A 15,629-nucleotide genomic window follows, 5' to 3' on the forward strand; every position below is an offset into this window, starting at 1 on the left:
ACGCCGACGGGCCGGGTCCTGGGGACCCGGCCCGTCGGTTCCGCGGGGCCTCAGCCCATGTGCGGGTAGGTGTAGTCGGTCGGCGGGACCAGCGTCTCCTTGATGGCGCGGGTCAGGGTCCAGCGCATCAGGTTCTGCGGGGCGCCGGCCTTGTCGTTGGTGCCGGAGGCACGGCCGCCGCCGAAGGGCTGCTGGCCGACCACGGCACCGGTCGACTTGTCGTTGATGTAGAAGTTGCCGGCCGCGTAGCGGAGTTTGTCGGCCGTGTAGGCCGCCGCCGCACGGTCGTTCGCGATGACCGAGCCGGTCAGGGCATAGTCGGAGACGGACTCCATCTGGGTCAGCATCTCGTCGTACTTGTCGTCCTCGTAGACGTGCACGGCGATGATCGGGCCGAAGTACTCGGTGCGGAAGACCTCGTTCTCCGGGTCATTGCACTCGATGACGGTCGGGCGGACGAAATAGCCCTCGGAGTCGTCGTAGGTGCCGCCCGCGACGATCGTGCAGGAGGCGTCCTCCTTGGCGCGGTCGATGGCGGCCTTGTTCTTGGCGAAGGCACGCTCGTCGATGACGGCGCCGATGAAGTTCGACAGGTCGGTGACATCGCCCATCTTGATGCCGTCGACCTCGGCGGCGAGCTCCTCCTTGAAACCGGAGTTCCAGATCGAGGCCGGGATGTACGCCCGGGAGGTGGCGCTGCACTTCTGGCCCTGGAACTCGAAGGCACCCCGGGTGAACGCCGTCTTCAGGATCGCCGGGTCGGCCGACGGGTGGGCGACGAGGAAGTCCTTGCCGCCGGTCTCGCCGACCAGCCGCGGGTAGGTGCGGTACTTCTCGATGTTGTTGCCGACCGTCTTCCACAGGTACTGGAAGGTGGGGGTCGAGCCGGTGAAGTGGATGCCGGCGAGGTCGCGGTGCTCCAGGGCGACCTTGGAGACCTCGATGCCGTCGCCGGTGACGAGGTTGATGACGCCCTTGGGCAGACCGGCCTCCTCCAGGAGCTGCATGAGCAGCACGGCGGCGTGGGTCTGCGTCGGGGACGGCTTCCAGACGACGACGTTGCCCATCAGGGCGGGGGCCGTCGGAAGGTTGCCCGCGATGGCGGTGAAGTTGAAGGGCGTCACCGCGTAGACGAAGCCCTCCAGCGGGCGGTGGTCCAGACGGTTCCACACGCCCGTGGAGTTCGCCGGAGGCTGCTCGGCGAGCAGATTGCGGGCGTAGGAGACGTTGAAGCGCCAGAAGTCGATCAGTTCACAGGGCGTGTCGATCTCGGCCTGCTGGGCGGTCTTGGACTGGCCGAGCATGGTGGAGGCGGCGAGCGTCTCGCGCCAGGGTCCTGACAGCAGCTCGGCGGCGCGCAGGATGATCGCCGCGCGGTCGTCGAAGGACAGGGCACGCCAGGCGGGCGCGGCGGCCAGGGCCGCGTCGATGGCGTCCTGGGCGTCCGCTTGCGTGGCGTTGCGGTACGTGCCCAGCACGGCCTGGTGGTTGTGCGGCTGGACGACCTGGAAGGCCTCGCCGCCGCCCATCCGCTTCTCGCCGCCGATGGTGCAGGGCAGGTCGACGGGGTTGTCGGCCAGCTCCTTCAGCCTGGCCTCGAGCCGGGCACGCTCGGGCGAGCCGGGGGCGTAGCCGTGCACCGGCTCGTTGACGGGGGTGGGGACCTGGGTCACAGCGTCCATGTTTTCCCTAACTCCTTACTGAGCGGTGTGGCGGTCAGCCCTTGGTGAGCATCGATCGTGCGAAGAACCGCAGGTTGGCCGGTTTCTCGGCGAGCCGGCGCATGAAGTAGCCGTACCAGTCGGTGCCGTAGGCGGTGTAGACGCGCATGCGGTGGCCCTCGGCGGCGAGGCGCGACTGCTCGTCGCCGCGGATGCCGTAGAGCATCTGGAACTCGTACTCGTCCAGCTTGCGCCCGGCGCGGTGGGCCAGCTCCTGGCCGATCGCGATCAGGCGCGGGTCATGGGACCCGATCATCGGGTACCCCGTCCCTTCCATCAACGTACCGAGAATCCGTACGTAGGCCCGATCGATCTCGTGCCTGTCCTGGTACGCGACCGAGGCGGGCTCCTTGTACGCGCCCTTGACCAGGCGTACCCGGCTGCCGTTCGCGGCGAGGCGGCGGGCGTCGGCCTCGGTGCGGAAGAGGTAGGCCTGGATGACGCAGCCGGTCTGAGGGAAGTCCTTCCGCAGCTCTTCGTGGATGGCGAACATCGAGTCGAGCGTGGTGTGGTCCTCTGCGTCCAGAGTGACCGTGGTGCCGATCTCGGCGGCGGCCTCGACGACCGGGCGGACGTTCTTCAGGGCCAGCTCGTGGCCGTCTTCCAGCGCTTGCCCGAACATCGACAGCTTCACCGACATCTCGGCGCGGGTGCCGAGCTCCAGCGGCTTGAGGCGGTCGATCAGCTCCAGGTAGGCGTCCCGGGCGGCGGCGGCCTGCGCGGGATTGGTGATGTCCTCGCCGACGACGTCCATCGTCAGCTCGAGACCCCGGTCGGCGAGGTCCCGGACCACCGGGACGATGTCGTCGACGCCTTCGCCCGGGATGAAGCGGTCGACGACCTGCTTGGTCACCGGGGCCGCCGAGATCAGGCGTCGCATCCGGTCGCTGCGAGACGCGGCGAGAATCACGGGACCCAGCACGGGGCACCTCCAAGCACAACCAACGGATAGCCGGACCCGGGCGGATGACGCTTCGGGTACGGCGCGGAGAACCACCGTGAAACCTAAGGATCCCTTCGATCGTCGGCCATCGACAGCTGTCACGCATTCGTGCCGCAGATCTCAGACAGATGTATGAAGGGTCGTGGGTGGTGGGGGACAATGCCCGCATGACGTCGGAACACCGGGGCGACTACGAGGAGCTGGTCGACGAGATCTCGGAGCTGCTCGGCGCGCCCGCCACGCTGGAGAACCGGGACTTCGAGCTGATCACCTTCGGGGCCTACGACAGCGAGGGCGACCTCGATCCGTCGGCCCTGGATCCGGTGCGCACCCGTTCGATCCTCACCCGCCGTTCGACCGCGGCCGTCCGGGCCTGGTTCGAGGGCTTCGGCATCACGCGTGCGACCGGCCCCGTGCGTATCCCGCCGACGCCGGAGGCGGGGGTCAACCGGGGGCGGATCTGTCTCCCGGTCCGCCACCGGGGCGTGGTCCACGGCTATGTCTGGCTCCTGGACGACGATCCCGGCCCGAGCGAACGCCGGCTCTCCGCCGCCATGGAGGTCACGACCCGGATCGGGGCGCTGCTCGCGGACGAGGCCCAGCACGGTGCCGACCTGAGCCGTGAGCTGCGAGCCGTCCTCACCGCGGAACGCGACTGGCAGCGGGAGATGGCCATAGCGGAGCTCCGCACCGCCCTCGGCTCCCGCGCCGACGGTCTGCACACGGTGATCTGCGTGGCCCCCTGGCCGTCGGCCGACCCCGACGACGCCCCCTCGGTCCGTACGATGCCGGGCGCGACAGCCCTGTGCACGCTGCCGTGGGGGGCGTCGGCCCAGTGCGTGGCCCTGCTGATCCGTCTGCGCTCGACGGACGTACTGACTCCGGCGACGACAGCAGCGGCACGGCTGCTGGAGCGGGTGGGCGGCAGCGCCTCCTCCGCAGGGTCCGGGTCCGGGTCCGGGTCCCGTCAAGCAGGTACCTCCGCCCGCGGACCTGCCGGCCCCGCCGCCGGCCTCGCCACCCCCCGCTCCGGCCTCGCGGAGCTGGGCACCGCCTGGTGGGAAGCGTCCGCCGCGGCGAGGGCGGCGCTGGCCGAGGCCCGGCTGGGACCGGTCGCACAGTGGGCGGAGATCGGGCCGTTCCGGCTGCTCACCGCGCTGCCGCCGGACCTGGCCCACGACCCGGCCGTGCACGCCCTGCTCTTCCCGGTGCACCGGGAACTCGCCCGTACCGCCGAGATCTACCTCGACTGCGCCGGCCAGGCCGCCCGAGCCGCCGCCGAGCTGGGCATCCACCGTCAGACCCTGTACTACCGCCTCTCCCGCATCGAGAAGCTGACCGGCCTGGACCTGGACGACGGCGAGGACCGGCTGCTGCTGCACATGGCGTTGAAGGGGGCCCGGCTCGCGCACGATCGGGTCATCGGGCCTTTTGGGTGAGACCCATCGCCCGAAGGGGCGATCTTCAGGACGGCGCCGTGCCGTCGGGCGCCGCGCGCGGTCACGGATCTCCCGGTGTGCCATCGGCTGGGAGGAGTTCACGTGCGGAACCGACGCGCCTGGTCTGCGAAGCGAACGGCGGCCGCGGGACTGGCTTGCGGGGTGCTCGCACTCGCGCTGCCGGGCGCCCACGCGAGTGCCGGGTCCGGCCGTACCGCGGGAGCGGCGTACGGGGCCGAGCAAGGCGAGCGGAGCGCATCGACGGTCATCGAGTGGATGCGCACGGCCGATGCCACCATCGAGGCCGAGGCCCGCCCGGTACCGCCCGAGTCGTTCATCTGGGAGGCGTATGTCTCCACCGCCGTCTACAACGCCGTCGTCGGTATCGAGGGGCGCTTCACCCCGTACAAGTGGGACGGACGGGCACCTCGTACGGCCTCGTCCGCGGCGGCTGCCGCCTCGGCGGCACACCGGGTACTGCGCCACTCCTTCCCCGGGGCCGCGCCCCGGCTGGACACCGCCCTGACCGGCACCCTCGCGAAGATCCCCGACGGCGAGGCCGAGGACCAGGGCGTCGCGTTCGGGAAGCTCGCCGCCGACCACATCATCGACCTCCGGCGCGATGACGGCCGCGGCGCGTCCGTGCCGTTTCCCGCACGTCCGCGCCCCGGCGTCTGGCGCCCCACCCCGCCCGGTCACGAGCCCTTCCGCAATGCCTGGATCGGCAGATTGCGGCCGCTGCTGCTGGACTCCCCGCACCAGTTCCGCCCCGGGCCGCCGCCGGCGCTCCGCTCCGCCCGGTACGCGAAGGACCTCAGCGAACTGGCGGCCTACGGAGGCCGGACCGGCTCGCACCGGACCCCCGAACAAACGGACACCGCGCGGTATTTCACCAACCTGGACCTGCAAGGGGCTCTGGGCGACCACGCCACCCGGCACGGGTTCGACATCGCCGAGACCGCACGCCTGTACGCGGCAGCCAACACCTCCCAGGTGGACGCCGTCGTCGCCGCCTGGGACGCCAAACTCCACTACGGCACCTGGCGGCCCGTCACCGCCATCCGGGAGGCGGACACCGACGGCAACCCGGCGACCCGGGCGGACCGGCACTGGGAACCTCTGCTCGTCACCCCGGCACATCCCGACTACCTCAGCGGCCACGCCACCATGGGCGGCGCGCTGATGCGCATGCTGACCGGGATCCTCGGCACCTCCCGGGTCGACCTGCACATCCGGTCGACCACCACCGGTACGTCCCGCCACTACCGCTACGCCCACGAGTACGAGCGGGACGTCGTCGACGCCCGGGTCTGGGGCGGGATCCACACCCGCACGGCGGACGAGGTGGGCAACGCCACGGGTCGCGAACTCGCGGCCTGGGCACTGCTGAAGTACTTCCGTCCGGCTCCCTGACCTCTCGCCTTCTGAAAACGATTGTCATCATGCTACGGTCGTGGCACCTTCAACTTTTGACCATGCCTTGACCGAGGTGTCCCGTGCGCGTCCCCGCTCGTCTCGCCCCCCTCACCGTCCTCACCGCCGCCTCCGTCCTGCTCACCGGCTGCTTCACCGGCACCCAGCAGGCCACGGACGACTCCGGGCCCGGGGGCAAACGCATACGCGTCGCCATGCTCCAGCCACCCCGCTCCGGCCTCTCCCCGCTCTCCGACGACGCGTTCAAGCTGTCGCGCTGGTCGACCGCCGAGACACTCGTGAAGCTGGACGCGGAGGGCGACGCCCGGCCCGCGCTCGCCACCGAGTGGCGGCAGTCCGGGAAGAGCTGGACCTTCACCCTCCGCCAGGGCGTCACCTTCCACGACGGCACGAAACTCACCCCCGAGGCCGTCGTCCAGGCCCTCACCAAGGCCGCCACCGCCTCCCCCAAGCCCCGCATCCTCGACGGCGTGGACCTCACCGCGAAGGCGGACGGCGACAAGGTCACCGTCACCACCGCCACCGAGGACCCCCTGGTCCCGCAGCGGCTCAGCTCCCCGCAGCTGGCGATCCTGGCGGCGAAGGCCTACCGGGGGAAGACGGTCGACCCCGTCGGCGCCGGCACCGGGCCCTTCGAGCTGACGAAGGTCGACGGCACCTCCTCCGCCACCCTCGACCGCTACGACGGCTACTGGGGCGGGAAGGCCGAATCCCCCGGCATCGACGTGAAGTTCGTCCCGGACGGCACCGCCCGCGCGGCGGCGCTGCGCAGCGGTGAGGCGGACATCGTCGAGGCGATCCCCGTCTCGCAGGCCGCCGTCCTCGACCAGGACCTGGTCACCGAGGTCCCGATGCCGCGCACCAACACCCTTTACCTCAACACGGAGCAGGGCGCCTTCGAGGATCCCGCGATCCGGGCGGCGGCCCGGGAGGCGATCGACGCCGAGTCGATCGTGAAGGGCGTGTACGAGGGCCGCGCCGATGTCGCCGAGGGCCTGCTCGGGCCCGCCCTGCCCTGGGCCGCCGGGCTGCGTACGCCGGTCGAGCGCGCCAAGCCCGGTGACCCGTCCGGCGAGACCGTCACCATCGGCACGTACACCGACCGCTCCGAGATGCCCGAGGTCGCCGCCGCGCTGCAACAGCAGCTCCAGAGGGCCGGGTTCAAGGTGAAGCTGGACGTGCGCGAGTACGCGAACATCGAGTCCGACGCGCTCGCGGGCCGCTTCGACGCGTTCGTCCTCTCCCGCGCCACCGTCCTCGACTCCGGCGACCCGGCCGCGTACCTCTACAGCGACTTCGCCTCCAAGGGCACCTTCAACCTCTCGCACTTCGCGGACCCCGAGGTCGACAAGGCGCTGAAGAAGGCCACCGACACCCGGGTCGGCGATGCCCGCCGCAAGGCGGTCGTCGAGGCCGAGGCCGCCGTCCTGGCCGCGGACGCGGCCGTTCCGATGCTCCACGAGCGGGTGATCCAGGGCGATGCCGCCGGGGTCGTGAACGCCGCGCACGACCCGCGCGAGCGGGAACTCGTGACCGCGGACACCTACGTCAAGTGAGGTCCCTCGCGAAGCACACGGCCGGACTGACCCGCTGCCTCGGCCTCCTCGCCGTCCTGGCCGTCGTCGGCCTGCTGCCCTGGCTCTCCCGCCGCGACCCGGCGCTCACGGTGCTGCGCGCCCGGTCGGCCGAGCAGGAGGCGACCGAGGAGGCCCTGGCCGCGATCCGCCGGGACCTCGGCCTGGACGCCGGCCCGCTGTCGCTGCTCGGACGGTGGGCCGCCGACCTGCTCCACGGCGACTTCGGCACCTCGTGGGTGTCGGGGCACGACGTCCTGCCCTCCGTGGCCGCCGGGCTCCAGGTGTCGCTGGGGCTGATGGGCGCGGCGCTCGGCGTGGCGTTGCTGCTGGCCGCCGCGCTGGTGACGCCGGTGCTGGTGCGCGGGCGCGGCTCGGCCGGGGCGTTCGCCGCGATGCTGGCCGCCGTACCCGAGTTTCTGCTGGCCACCGTGGTGCTGCTGGTGTTCGGGGTGTGGCTCGGATGGCTGCCGACGTCCGGCTGGCAGAGCGCCGAGTATCTGGTGCTGCCCGCGCTCGCCCTCGGTGTCCCGGCGGGCGGGCTGCTCGGGCGGCTGGTGGCGGACGCGCTGCCCGCCGTGCTCGACGAGCGGTGGGCGGAGCTGTGGCGGGGCGCCGGGGTGAGCCGGGCGCGGATCGCGGGGGCGGCGCTGCGGCGCGTTCTGCCGCCGCTGGTCCCGCAGTTCGGGATGGTCACCGTGGGCCTGACGGGCGGCGCGGTGGCCGTGGAGACGGTGTTCGCGGTGCCGGGCATCGGCCGTACGGCCCTCGGCGCGGCCCGGTCGCAGGACCTGCCGCTGCTCCAGGGCTCGGTCCTCGCACTGCTGCTGCTCGGGCTGGTCGCGGGCGCGTTGGCGGCGGGCGTACGGCGCCGGCTGCTGGGGCCCGCGCTGCGGGACGCCGGGCTGACGCTGCCGCCGGCCCGCCCGGTCCGCGCGCACCCGGCGGTCCCGGTGGCACTGGCCGCCGTCCTGCTGCTCACCATCGGCTGGGGCCTGCTGCGTGACCCGTACGCCGTGGACACCACCGTCCGGCTCGCCGCGCCCTCCTGGTCGCATCCGTTCGGCACCGACGGTCTCGGCCGCGATGTGCTCGCCCGGCTCGGTCACGGGGCCGCATCGACGGTCGGCACGGCGGCGGCGGTCTGTCTGCTGGGCCTGCTGATCGCGCTCGTGCTGGGCTTCGCGCCGGGGGTCGCGGCGGGCGCTTCGGACATCGCCAACGCGCTGCCCCCGGTGATCGTCGGCATCCTGGTCGCGGCGGCCGTCGGGCCGGGCACCGGCGGGGCGGCCCTGGCGGTCGCGCTGATCTCCTGGCCGGCCCTGTCCGCGCACGCGGCGGCCCTGGTGCAGGAGGTGCGGGCGTCGGCGTTCCTCACCGCCCAACGGGCCATCGGGGCGAGCCCGTTCTGGATCCTCACCCGGCATGTCCTGCCGTCCGTGGCCGCCCCGGTCGCCCGCCATGCCCTGCTGCGGCTGCCGGGCATCGCCCTGGCCCTGGCCTCCCTCGGTTTCCTCGGCCTGGGCGCCCAGCCGCCCGCCCCCGAGTGGGGCCTGCTGCTGGAGGAGTCCCGGGCCTATGTGGAACGCGCCCCGTGGGCGGCCCTCGCCCCGGCGGCGGCCCTGGCCCTGCTGGCGGGCCTCGCGGTGTCGGGCGCGGCACTCACCCAGGGCCGGAGCGTACGGCGAGCCAGGCCGGTTCCGGTCAAGGCCGAGAAGAAGGAGGCCCCCGTTGGAGTCTGAGCCACTGCTGTCGGTGCGCGAGCTGCGGATCGCCTTCGACGGGGTCGAGGCCGTGCGCGGCCTGTCCTTCGACGTGCTGCCGCGTGAAGTCCTGGCGATCGTCGGCGAGTCGGGGGCGGGCAAGTCCCTCACGGCCCGCGCGCTCCTCGGCATGCCGCCGCGCGGCGCGACCACCGGCGGGACGATCACCCCGGACCTCTCGGCCCACCGCGGCCGCCGTATCTCCCTCGTTCCGCAGGACGCCCTGTCCGCCCTCTCCCCCGTGCACCCGGTCGGCGACCAACTCGCCGCCGCCGTACGGTCGGTGGCCGGGCTCTCCCGCAAGGAGGCCCGGGCCCGGGCGGTCGCCGCCCTGGACCGCGTCGGCATCCCGGACGCGGCCCGCAGGGCGCGGGCGTATCCGCACGAGTACTCCGGCGGCATGCGGCAGCGCGCCGTGATCGCCATGGCCACGATCAACGAACCCGACCTCGTGGTCGCCGACGAGCCCACCACCGCCCTCGACGAGGAGCGCCGCGACCAGGTGCTGCGGCTGCTCGCCGAGCAGCGGGAGGCGGTCGGCGCCGCGCTGGTCCTGGTGACCCACGACATGGACGCCGTGGCGGGCCACGCGGACCGGATGCTGGTCATGTACGCCGGGCGTCTCACCGAACTCGGCCCCGCGGACGAGGTGCTGGCCCGCCCCCGCGCCCCCTACACGGCGGGCCTGCTGGCGTCCCTGCCGCAGCACGCTCCCCCGGGCCGCCGGCTCCCCGCCCTGCGCGGCACCCCGCCCGCCCCGGGCACGCTCCCGCCGGGCTGCGCCTTCGCCCCTCGCTGCCCGCTCGCGGCGGACCCCTGCCACACGGCGGAACCGGAGCCCCGGCAGGCGGCCGGACGCCTGGTCGCCTGCCATCGCTGGGAAGAACTCCCCCACCCCGCCACGGAGTTGTTCATGAAGGAGGGACAGCCGGCATGACCGATCCCCTGCTCGACGTCCGCGACCTGGTCGTCCGCTATGGCCCGGTCACCGCCGTGGACGGCGTCTCCTTCTCCCTGGCCGCCGGCGAGACCCTCGCCCTGAACGGCCCGTCCGGCTGCGGCAAGTCCTCCACGGCCCTGGCGGTGCTCCAGCTGCGCCGCCCGGAGAGCGGGGAAGTCCGTTTCGAGGGACGGGAGTTGACGTCCCTCCCGGAACGCGAACTGCGTCCGCTGCGCCCCCGCATGCAGCCCGTCTTCCAGGACCCGTACGGCTCGCTGAGCCCCCGCCACCGCATCCGGGACGCCATCGCCGAACCGCTGAAGGTCCAGGGCCGCTGGCACCCCGCCGACGGGCCCGCCCGCGTGGACACACTCCTCGACCGGGTCGGCCTCGACCCCGCGTACGGCGACCGGCGGCCGCACGAACTCTCCGGCGGCCAGTGCCAGCGCGCCGGCATCGCCCGCGCCCTGGCCTGCGACCCACGCCTGCTGGTCCTGGACGAGCCGGTGTCCTCGCTCGACCCGTCGGTGCGGGCCGGCATGCTGAACCTGCTCGCCGACCTCCAGGACGACCTGGGCCTCGGCTACTTGTTCATCTGCCACGACCGGGCGGTCGTACGGCACTTCGCGGACCGGATGATCGAGATGCGCGGGGGACGCCTCACGGTCACTTCGGGATAGCTCCCTCGATCACCTGGCGGAGCCCCTCGGCGAGCTGCCCGGCCTCGGGCGCACTCTTCGGGTCGAAGGTCCACTGCGCCATGAGGCCCATCATCAGGGTCAGATAGAAGTAGCCGAGAGTGTCCACCCGCTCCTCGGGGACGTCCTCCTCGCGCCCGCCGTGGAAGAGCGTGACGATGCCGCGCGCGCCTTCCCGCTGGGCCCGAGCGAGATGCTCCCGCACCTCCGGCAGCTGGTCCCCCATGGCCACGATCTCCATGCTGAGCCGCCACATCGAACCAGGGTCCCGCATGGTTCCGATGATGTTCGCCCACACCTCCGTGAACCGCTCCAGCGACCCCGGCTCCCCGCCCAGCTCGCCCCCGCCCTCGAAGGCGCCGGACATCCCCTCCACCATCCCGACGTACGCCTGCGCCAGCAGCGCGTCCTTCGAACCGTAGTGGTAGCCGATCGACGCCAGGTTGGTCCCCGACTCCTTGACGATGTCGCGCGCGGTCGTGCGCAGGAAGCCCTTCGCCAGCAGGCAGCGCTGGGCGCCTTCGAGCAGATCCTCACGGTGTCCCATGGCACGTCACCCTACCCCGGAGTCCATACACGCGTCCCATACGCACGTATTAAACAAGCGTACTAGACAAGCGTTTAAGACGCCCGTACAGTCCAGCCCATGACAACGAACCCCACCCCTCCGGCCCGTGCCGGCCGCCGCGAATGGACAGCCCTCGGCGTGCTGATGCTGCCGCTGCTCCTGGTCTCGATGGACGTCTCCGTCCTGTACTTCGCGATCCCCGCGATCAGCGCCGACCTGGAGCCGAGCGCCACCCAACAGCTGTGGATCTTCGACAGCTACGGCTTCGTCCTGGCCGGCCTGCTGATGACGATGGGCTCCCTGGGCGACCGCATCGGCCGCCGCAGGCTCCTGCTGTTCGGCGCCGCCGCCTTCGGTACGGCCTCCCTGGTGGCGGCCTACGCGAACAGCGCAGAGACCCTGATCGCCGCCCGCGCGGTCCTCGGCATCGGCGGCGCGACACTGATGCCGTCGACGATGGCGCTGGTGCGCACGATGTTCACGGACCCCTCGCAGCGCACCAAGGCGATCGGTCTGTGGTCGGGTGTGATGACGGCCGGCATCGCCCTCGGCTCGGTGATGAGCGGCGTGCTCGTCGAGCACTTCTGGTGGGGCTCGGTCTTCCTGGTCAATCTGCCCGCGATGGCGCTGCTCCTGGCCCTGGGGCCCTTCCTGCTGCCCGAGTCCAGGAACCCCCACCCCGGCCGCTTCGACCTGCTGAGCGTTCCCCTGTCGATGGCGGCGGTGCTCCCCGTGATCTACGGCCTGAAGGAGCTCGCGTCGCAGGGCTGGGACGTGCGGTACGCGATGTCGGTCACCGCCGGCCTGCTCTTCGCCGCGCTCTTCGTCTACCGCCAGCGCACGGCGGTGTCCCCGCTGATCTCACCGGAACTGTTCCGGACCCCCGGCTTCAGCCCGGCCGTCGTCCTCAACCTCGTCGCCGCCTTCGGCATGATGGGCTCGGCGTACTTCACGACCCAGTACATCCAGTCGGTCCTGGACAAGAGTCCCCTGGAGGCGGCGCTGTGGAGCCTGCTGCCGTCGGTGCCCATCGGGCTGGCGGCCGTGGCCGGCGCACAGCTGGTGCGGCGGGGCGTTCCCCGCGCCCATGTCGTCGCCGGAGGCTTCGCGGTCACCGCGTGCGGCTACGTACTGCTGGCCCTGGCCGGCACGGACTCGCTCTGGCTGCTGCTGGCCGCGTGCGCCGTCCTGGCCTGCGGCGTCGTCACCGCCATGTCCCAGGTGGCCGACCTGGCCCTGAGCTCCGCCCCGGTGGAGAAGGCGGGCGCGGCGTCGTCCCTGCTGGAGACGGGCACGGAGTTCGGCGGCGCGCTGAGCATGGCCTTCCTGGGGTCCATCGGTGCGGCCGTCTACCGCCACGAGATCCCGGCCTCGGCGCCCGCCCCGGCCCGCGAGACCCTGGGCGGCGCCCTGGCCGTCGCCGAGCAGCTGCCGGGGCGCGCGGGAGACGCCCTGGCGACGGCTGCACGCGAGGCCTTCACCAGCGGTATGCACGCGGCGGCGATCACGGGCGCGGTGCTGCTGGCCGGAGCGGCGGCTGCTGCCACGGTGCTCCTGCGGCGGGTCCCCGAACAGGAAAACGCCGGACGGGCTGATCAACTCAGCCCGTCCGGCGTCTGAGGGAAGGTCAGACCAGGTTCACGGAACGCGCGGAGGTCGCACCGATCTCCGCCGCCACCTCGGCCAGCACCCCGGAGGTCACCGTGTCGTCCACGGTCAGCACCGCCAGCGCCTCGCCGCCGGCCACGGCCCGCGACACCTGCATACCGGCGATGTTGATGCCCGCCTCGCCGAGGATGCGGCCCACCGTGCCGACGACACCCGGACGGTCCTCGTACCGCAGCACGACCATGTGCTCGGCGAGAGCGAGGTCGACGTCGTACTCCCCGACCGCGACGATCTTCTGGAGGTGCTTGGGGCCGGCCAGCGTGCCGGAGACCGACACCTCCTCGCCGTCGGCGAGGGTGCCGCGCACGGTGACGACATTGCGGTGCTCGGACGCCTCGGAGCTGGTGGTCAGGCGCACCTCGACACCGCGCTCCTGCGCGAACAGCGGGGCGTTCACATAGGACACCGTCTCGTCGACGACGTCCTCGAAGACACCCTTGAGGGCGGACAGCTCCAGCACCTTCACATCGTGCTGGGTGATCTCGCCGTAGACCTCGACGTCGAGGCGGACCGCGACCTCACCGGCGAGCGCGGTGAAGATCCGGCCGAGACGCTCGGCGAGCGGCAGGCCCGGCTTGACGTCCTCGGCGATGACACCGCCCTGGACGTTGACCGCGTCCGGCACGAGCTCACCGGCGAGGGCCAGACGCACCGAGCGGGCGACGGCGATACCGGCCTTCTCCTGCGCCTCGTCGGTGGAGGCACCGAGGTGCGGGGTGGCGACGACCTGGTCGAACTCGAAGAGCGGGGAGTCGGTGCACGGCTCCTTGGCGTACACGTCGAGACCGGCACCGGCGACCCGGCCCTCCTTGAGGGCGGAGTACAACGCCTCCTCGTCGACGATCCCGCCGCGCGCGGCGTTGACGATGCGCACGCTCGGCTTGACCTTGCGCAGCGCCTCGTCGCCGATCAGACCGAGGGTCTCGGGCGTCTTGGGGAGGTGGACGGTGATGAAGTCGGAGACCTCGAGCAGCTCGTCCAGCGACAGCACCTTGACGCCCATCTGCGCGGCGCGGGCCGGCTGCACATAGGGGTCGTAGGCGACGACCTTCATGCCGAAGGCGGACATGCGCTGGGCGACGAGGGCGCCGATGCGGCCGAGGCCGACGACACCGAGGGTCTTCTCGGCCAGCTCGACGCCGGTGTACTTGCTGCGCTTCCACTCGCTGTTCTTCAGCGCGGCGTTGGCCTGCGGGATGTTGCGGGCGGTGGCGAGCAGCAGACCGCAGGCCAGCTCGGCGGCGGTCACGATGTTCGAGGTGGGGGCGTTGACGACCATCACGCCGGCCTTGGTGGCGGCGGAGACGTCCACGTTGTCCAGGCCGACGCCGGCTCGTGCGACGACCTTGAGCTTGTTCGCGGCTGCGATCGCCTCGGCGTCGACCTTGGTGGCCGAGCGGATCAGGATCGCGTCGACATCGGCGATGGCCGGGAGCAGCTCGGCTCGGTCCGCTCCGTTGCACTGGCGGATCTCGAAGTCCGGGCCAAGCGCGTCGACGGTCGCGGGCGACAGCTCTTCAGCAATGAGTACGACGGGTTTCGAGCTCACGTGAGTCCTCACAAATCCAGTGCTGCGGACGGCCGTCCCGACGGCCGCAGGCGGTGGAGGGGCTAGTCGCGTGGAAGACGCACGACGCTGTGAGCCTGACGCGTATATATGCAGCAGTGTAGTGGTGGTGCGGAGGGCGCCTCACGCCTGAGCGGAAGGATCACCCGGACGAGAAAGGGGCCGGCCGCGGCAGCGGTGCCACAGCCGGCCCCAGGGGCTCACGCCTCCTCGTCGACCCAGCTCATGAGCTTGCGCAGCTCCTTGCCGGTGGTCTCCAGCAGGTGCTCGGAGTCCTGGGTCTTGTACTCGTTGTACTTCTTCAGACCGCCGTGGTACTCGTCCATCCACTGCTGGGCGAAGGTGCCGTCCTGGATCTCGGCGAGGACCTTCTTCATCTCGGCCTTGGTGGCGTCCGTGATGATGCGCGGGCCGGTGACGTAGTCGCCCCACTCGGCGGTCTCGGAGATCGACCAGCGCATCTTCTCCAGGCCGCCCTCGTACATGAGGTCCACGATCAGCTTCAGCTCGTGCAGGCACTCGAAGTAGGCGATCTCCGGCTGGTAGCCGGCCTCGGTCAGGGTCTCGAAGCCCGCCTTGACCAGCGCGGCCGTACCACCGCAGAGCACGGCCTGCTCGCCGAAGAGGTCGGTCTCGGTCTCCTCGGTGAAGGTCGTCTTGATGACGCCGGCACGGGTGCCGCCGATGCCCTTGGCGTACGACAGGGCCAGCGCGAAGGCGTCGCCCGTGGCGTCCTGCTCGACGGCGGCGATGCAGGGAACGCCGCGGCCCTCCTCGTACTGGCGGCGGACCAGGTGGCCCGGGCCCTTGGGGGCGACCATGCAGACGTCGACGCCGGCCGGGGGCTTGATGAAGCCGAAGCGGATGTTCAGGCCGTGGCCGAAGAACAGCGCGTCGCCGTCCTTCAGGTTGTCCTTGATGTGGTCCTCGTAGACCTGGGCCTGGATCGGGTCCGGGACGAGGATCATGATGACGTCGGCCTCGGCGGCGGCCTCCGACGGGCTCACCACGCGCAGGCCCTGCTCCTCGGCCTTGGCCTTGGACTTGGAGCCCTCGTGCAGACCGACGCGGACGTCGACACCCGAGTCACGGAGCGACAGCGCGTGGGCGTGGCCCTGGCTGCCGTACCCGATGACCGCGACCTTGCGGCCCTGGATGATGGACAGGTCGGCGTCGGCGTCGTAGAACAGCTCGGCCACTTTGGGTTCTCTCCTCGGGAGTGCAGGTGTTGCGTCCCACCGTATGACGGGGGGCGGAAGGGAAGTCTGAGGGTCTCGGAATACGGGCGGCCGACGGCGCGCCGACCGCCCGATT

General features: G+C 71.8%; 12 protein-coding genes. 7 read left to right on the forward strand and 5 right to left on the reverse strand.

Features of this window, described 5'->3' with window-relative positions:
- Positions 1-50: 50 nt before the first annotated feature.
- Complete coding sequence (gene pruA / locus ACFT32_RS34280) at positions 51-1,682, reverse strand: L-glutamate gamma-semialdehyde dehydrogenase (protein WP_382497039.1); 1,632 nt, start codon at positions 1,680-1,682, stop codon at positions 51-53.
- A 34-nt stretch (positions 1,683-1,716) separates the two neighbouring features.
- Complete coding sequence (locus ACFT32_RS34285; protein WP_382497041.1) at positions 1,717-2,643, reverse strand: proline dehydrogenase family protein; 927 nt, start codon at positions 2,641-2,643, stop codon at positions 1,717-1,719.
- 188 nt (positions 2,644-2,831) lie between these two features.
- Here ACFT32_RS34285 and ACFT32_RS34290 point away from each other — a divergent pair, with 188 nt between their 5' ends.
- From ACFT32_RS34290 to ACFT32_RS34315, 6 genes are all read left to right on the forward strand, one after another.
- The gene (locus ACFT32_RS34290) at positions 2,832-4,103 is read left to right on the forward strand and encodes a PucR family transcriptional regulator (RefSeq protein ID WP_382497043.1); all 1,272 of its coding nucleotides are present in this window, start codon (positions 2,832-2,834) and stop codon (positions 4,101-4,103) included.
- 102 nt (positions 4,104-4,205) lie between these two features.
- On the forward strand, positions 4,206-5,516 hold the full coding sequence (locus ACFT32_RS34295; protein WP_382497045.1) for a vanadium-dependent haloperoxidase: 1,311 nt from the start codon (positions 4,206-4,208) through the stop codon (positions 5,514-5,516).
- Between the two features lie 83 nt (positions 5,517-5,599).
- Positions 5,600-7,093 (forward strand): ABC transporter substrate-binding protein, encoded by a 1,494-nt coding sequence (locus ACFT32_RS34300; protein WP_382497047.1) that lies wholly within the window; start codon positions 5,600-5,602, stop codon positions 7,091-7,093.
- Positions 7,090-8,853 (forward strand): ABC transporter permease subunit, encoded by a 1,764-nt coding sequence (locus tag ACFT32_RS34305; protein WP_382497049.1) that lies wholly within the window; start codon positions 7,090-7,092, stop codon positions 8,851-8,853. The genes ACFT32_RS34300 and ACFT32_RS34305 overlap by 4 nt, the downstream gene beginning before the upstream one ends.
- Positions 8,843-9,811, forward strand: a complete 969-nt coding sequence (locus ACFT32_RS34310; RefSeq protein WP_382497051.1) for an ABC transporter ATP-binding protein — start codon at positions 8,843-8,845, stop codon at positions 9,809-9,811. The genes ACFT32_RS34305 and ACFT32_RS34310 overlap by 11 nt, the downstream gene beginning before the upstream one ends.
- Positions 9,808-10,494 carry an ATP-binding cassette domain-containing protein gene (locus tag ACFT32_RS34315; protein WP_382497053.1) on the forward strand — a complete coding sequence of 229 codons (687 nt, stop codon included), beginning with the start codon at positions 9,808-9,810 and terminating at the stop codon, positions 10,492-10,494. Before ACFT32_RS34310 ends, ACFT32_RS34315 begins: the two co-directional genes overlap by 4 nt.
- On the opposite strand, the gene ACFT32_RS34320 is transcribed toward ACFT32_RS34315, so the two are convergent.
- On the reverse strand, positions 10,481-11,059 hold the full coding sequence (locus tag ACFT32_RS34320; RefSeq protein WP_382497055.1) for a TetR/AcrR family transcriptional regulator: 579 nt from the start codon (positions 11,057-11,059) through the stop codon (positions 10,481-10,483). The genes ACFT32_RS34315 and ACFT32_RS34320 overlap by 14 nt on opposite strands.
- A 99-nt stretch (positions 11,060-11,158) precedes the next feature.
- On the opposite strand from ACFT32_RS34320, the gene ACFT32_RS34325 reads away from it, so the two are divergent.
- On the forward strand, positions 11,159-12,700 hold the full coding sequence (locus tag ACFT32_RS34325; protein WP_382497057.1) for an MFS transporter: 1,542 nt from the start codon (positions 11,159-11,161) through the stop codon (positions 12,698-12,700).
- Between the two features lie 7 nt (positions 12,701-12,707).
- Here ACFT32_RS34325 and serA read toward each other — a convergent pair whose 3' ends face one another.
- Both serA and ilvC read right to left on the reverse strand, forming a co-directional pair.
- The gene (gene serA / locus ACFT32_RS34330) at positions 12,708-14,297 is read right to left on the reverse strand and encodes a phosphoglycerate dehydrogenase (RefSeq protein ID WP_382497058.1); all 1,590 of its coding nucleotides are present in this window, start codon (positions 14,295-14,297) and stop codon (positions 12,708-12,710) included.
- A gap of 218 nt (positions 14,298-14,515) precedes the next feature.
- Positions 14,516-15,514 (reverse strand): ketol-acid reductoisomerase, encoded by a 999-nt coding sequence (gene ilvC, locus ACFT32_RS34335; RefSeq protein WP_382497060.1) that lies wholly within the window; start codon positions 15,512-15,514, stop codon positions 14,516-14,518.
- Between the last annotated feature and the right edge of the window lie 115 nt (positions 15,515-15,629).

The organism is Streptomyces sp. NPDC057002, assembly GCF_042673825.1.
Classification (GTDB): domain Bacteria; phylum Actinomycetota; class Actinomycetes; order Streptomycetales; family Streptomycetaceae; genus Streptomyces.

What these genes read in the sequence shown, in the direction of transcription:
- ACFT32_RS34290 (WP_382497043.1), top strand. Translation starts at nt 2,832, where the DNA reads ATGACGTCGGAACACCGGGGCGACTACGAGGAGCTGGTCGACGAGATC.
- pruA (WP_382497039.1), bottom strand. Translation starts at nt 1,682, where the DNA reads ATGGACGCTGTGACCCAGGTCCCCACCCCCGTCAACGAGCCGGTGCAC.
- ACFT32_RS34315 (WP_382497053.1), top strand. Translation starts at nt 9,808, where the DNA reads ATGACCGATCCCCTGCTCGACGTCCGCGACCTGGTCGTCCGCTATGGC.
- ACFT32_RS34320 (WP_382497055.1), bottom strand. Translation starts at nt 11,059, where the DNA reads ATGGGACACCGTGAGGATCTGCTCGAAGGCGCCCAGCGCTGCCTGCTG.
- ACFT32_RS34325 (WP_382497057.1), top strand. Translation starts at nt 11,159, where the DNA reads ATGACAACGAACCCCACCCCTCCGGCCCGTGCCGGCCGCCGCGAATGG.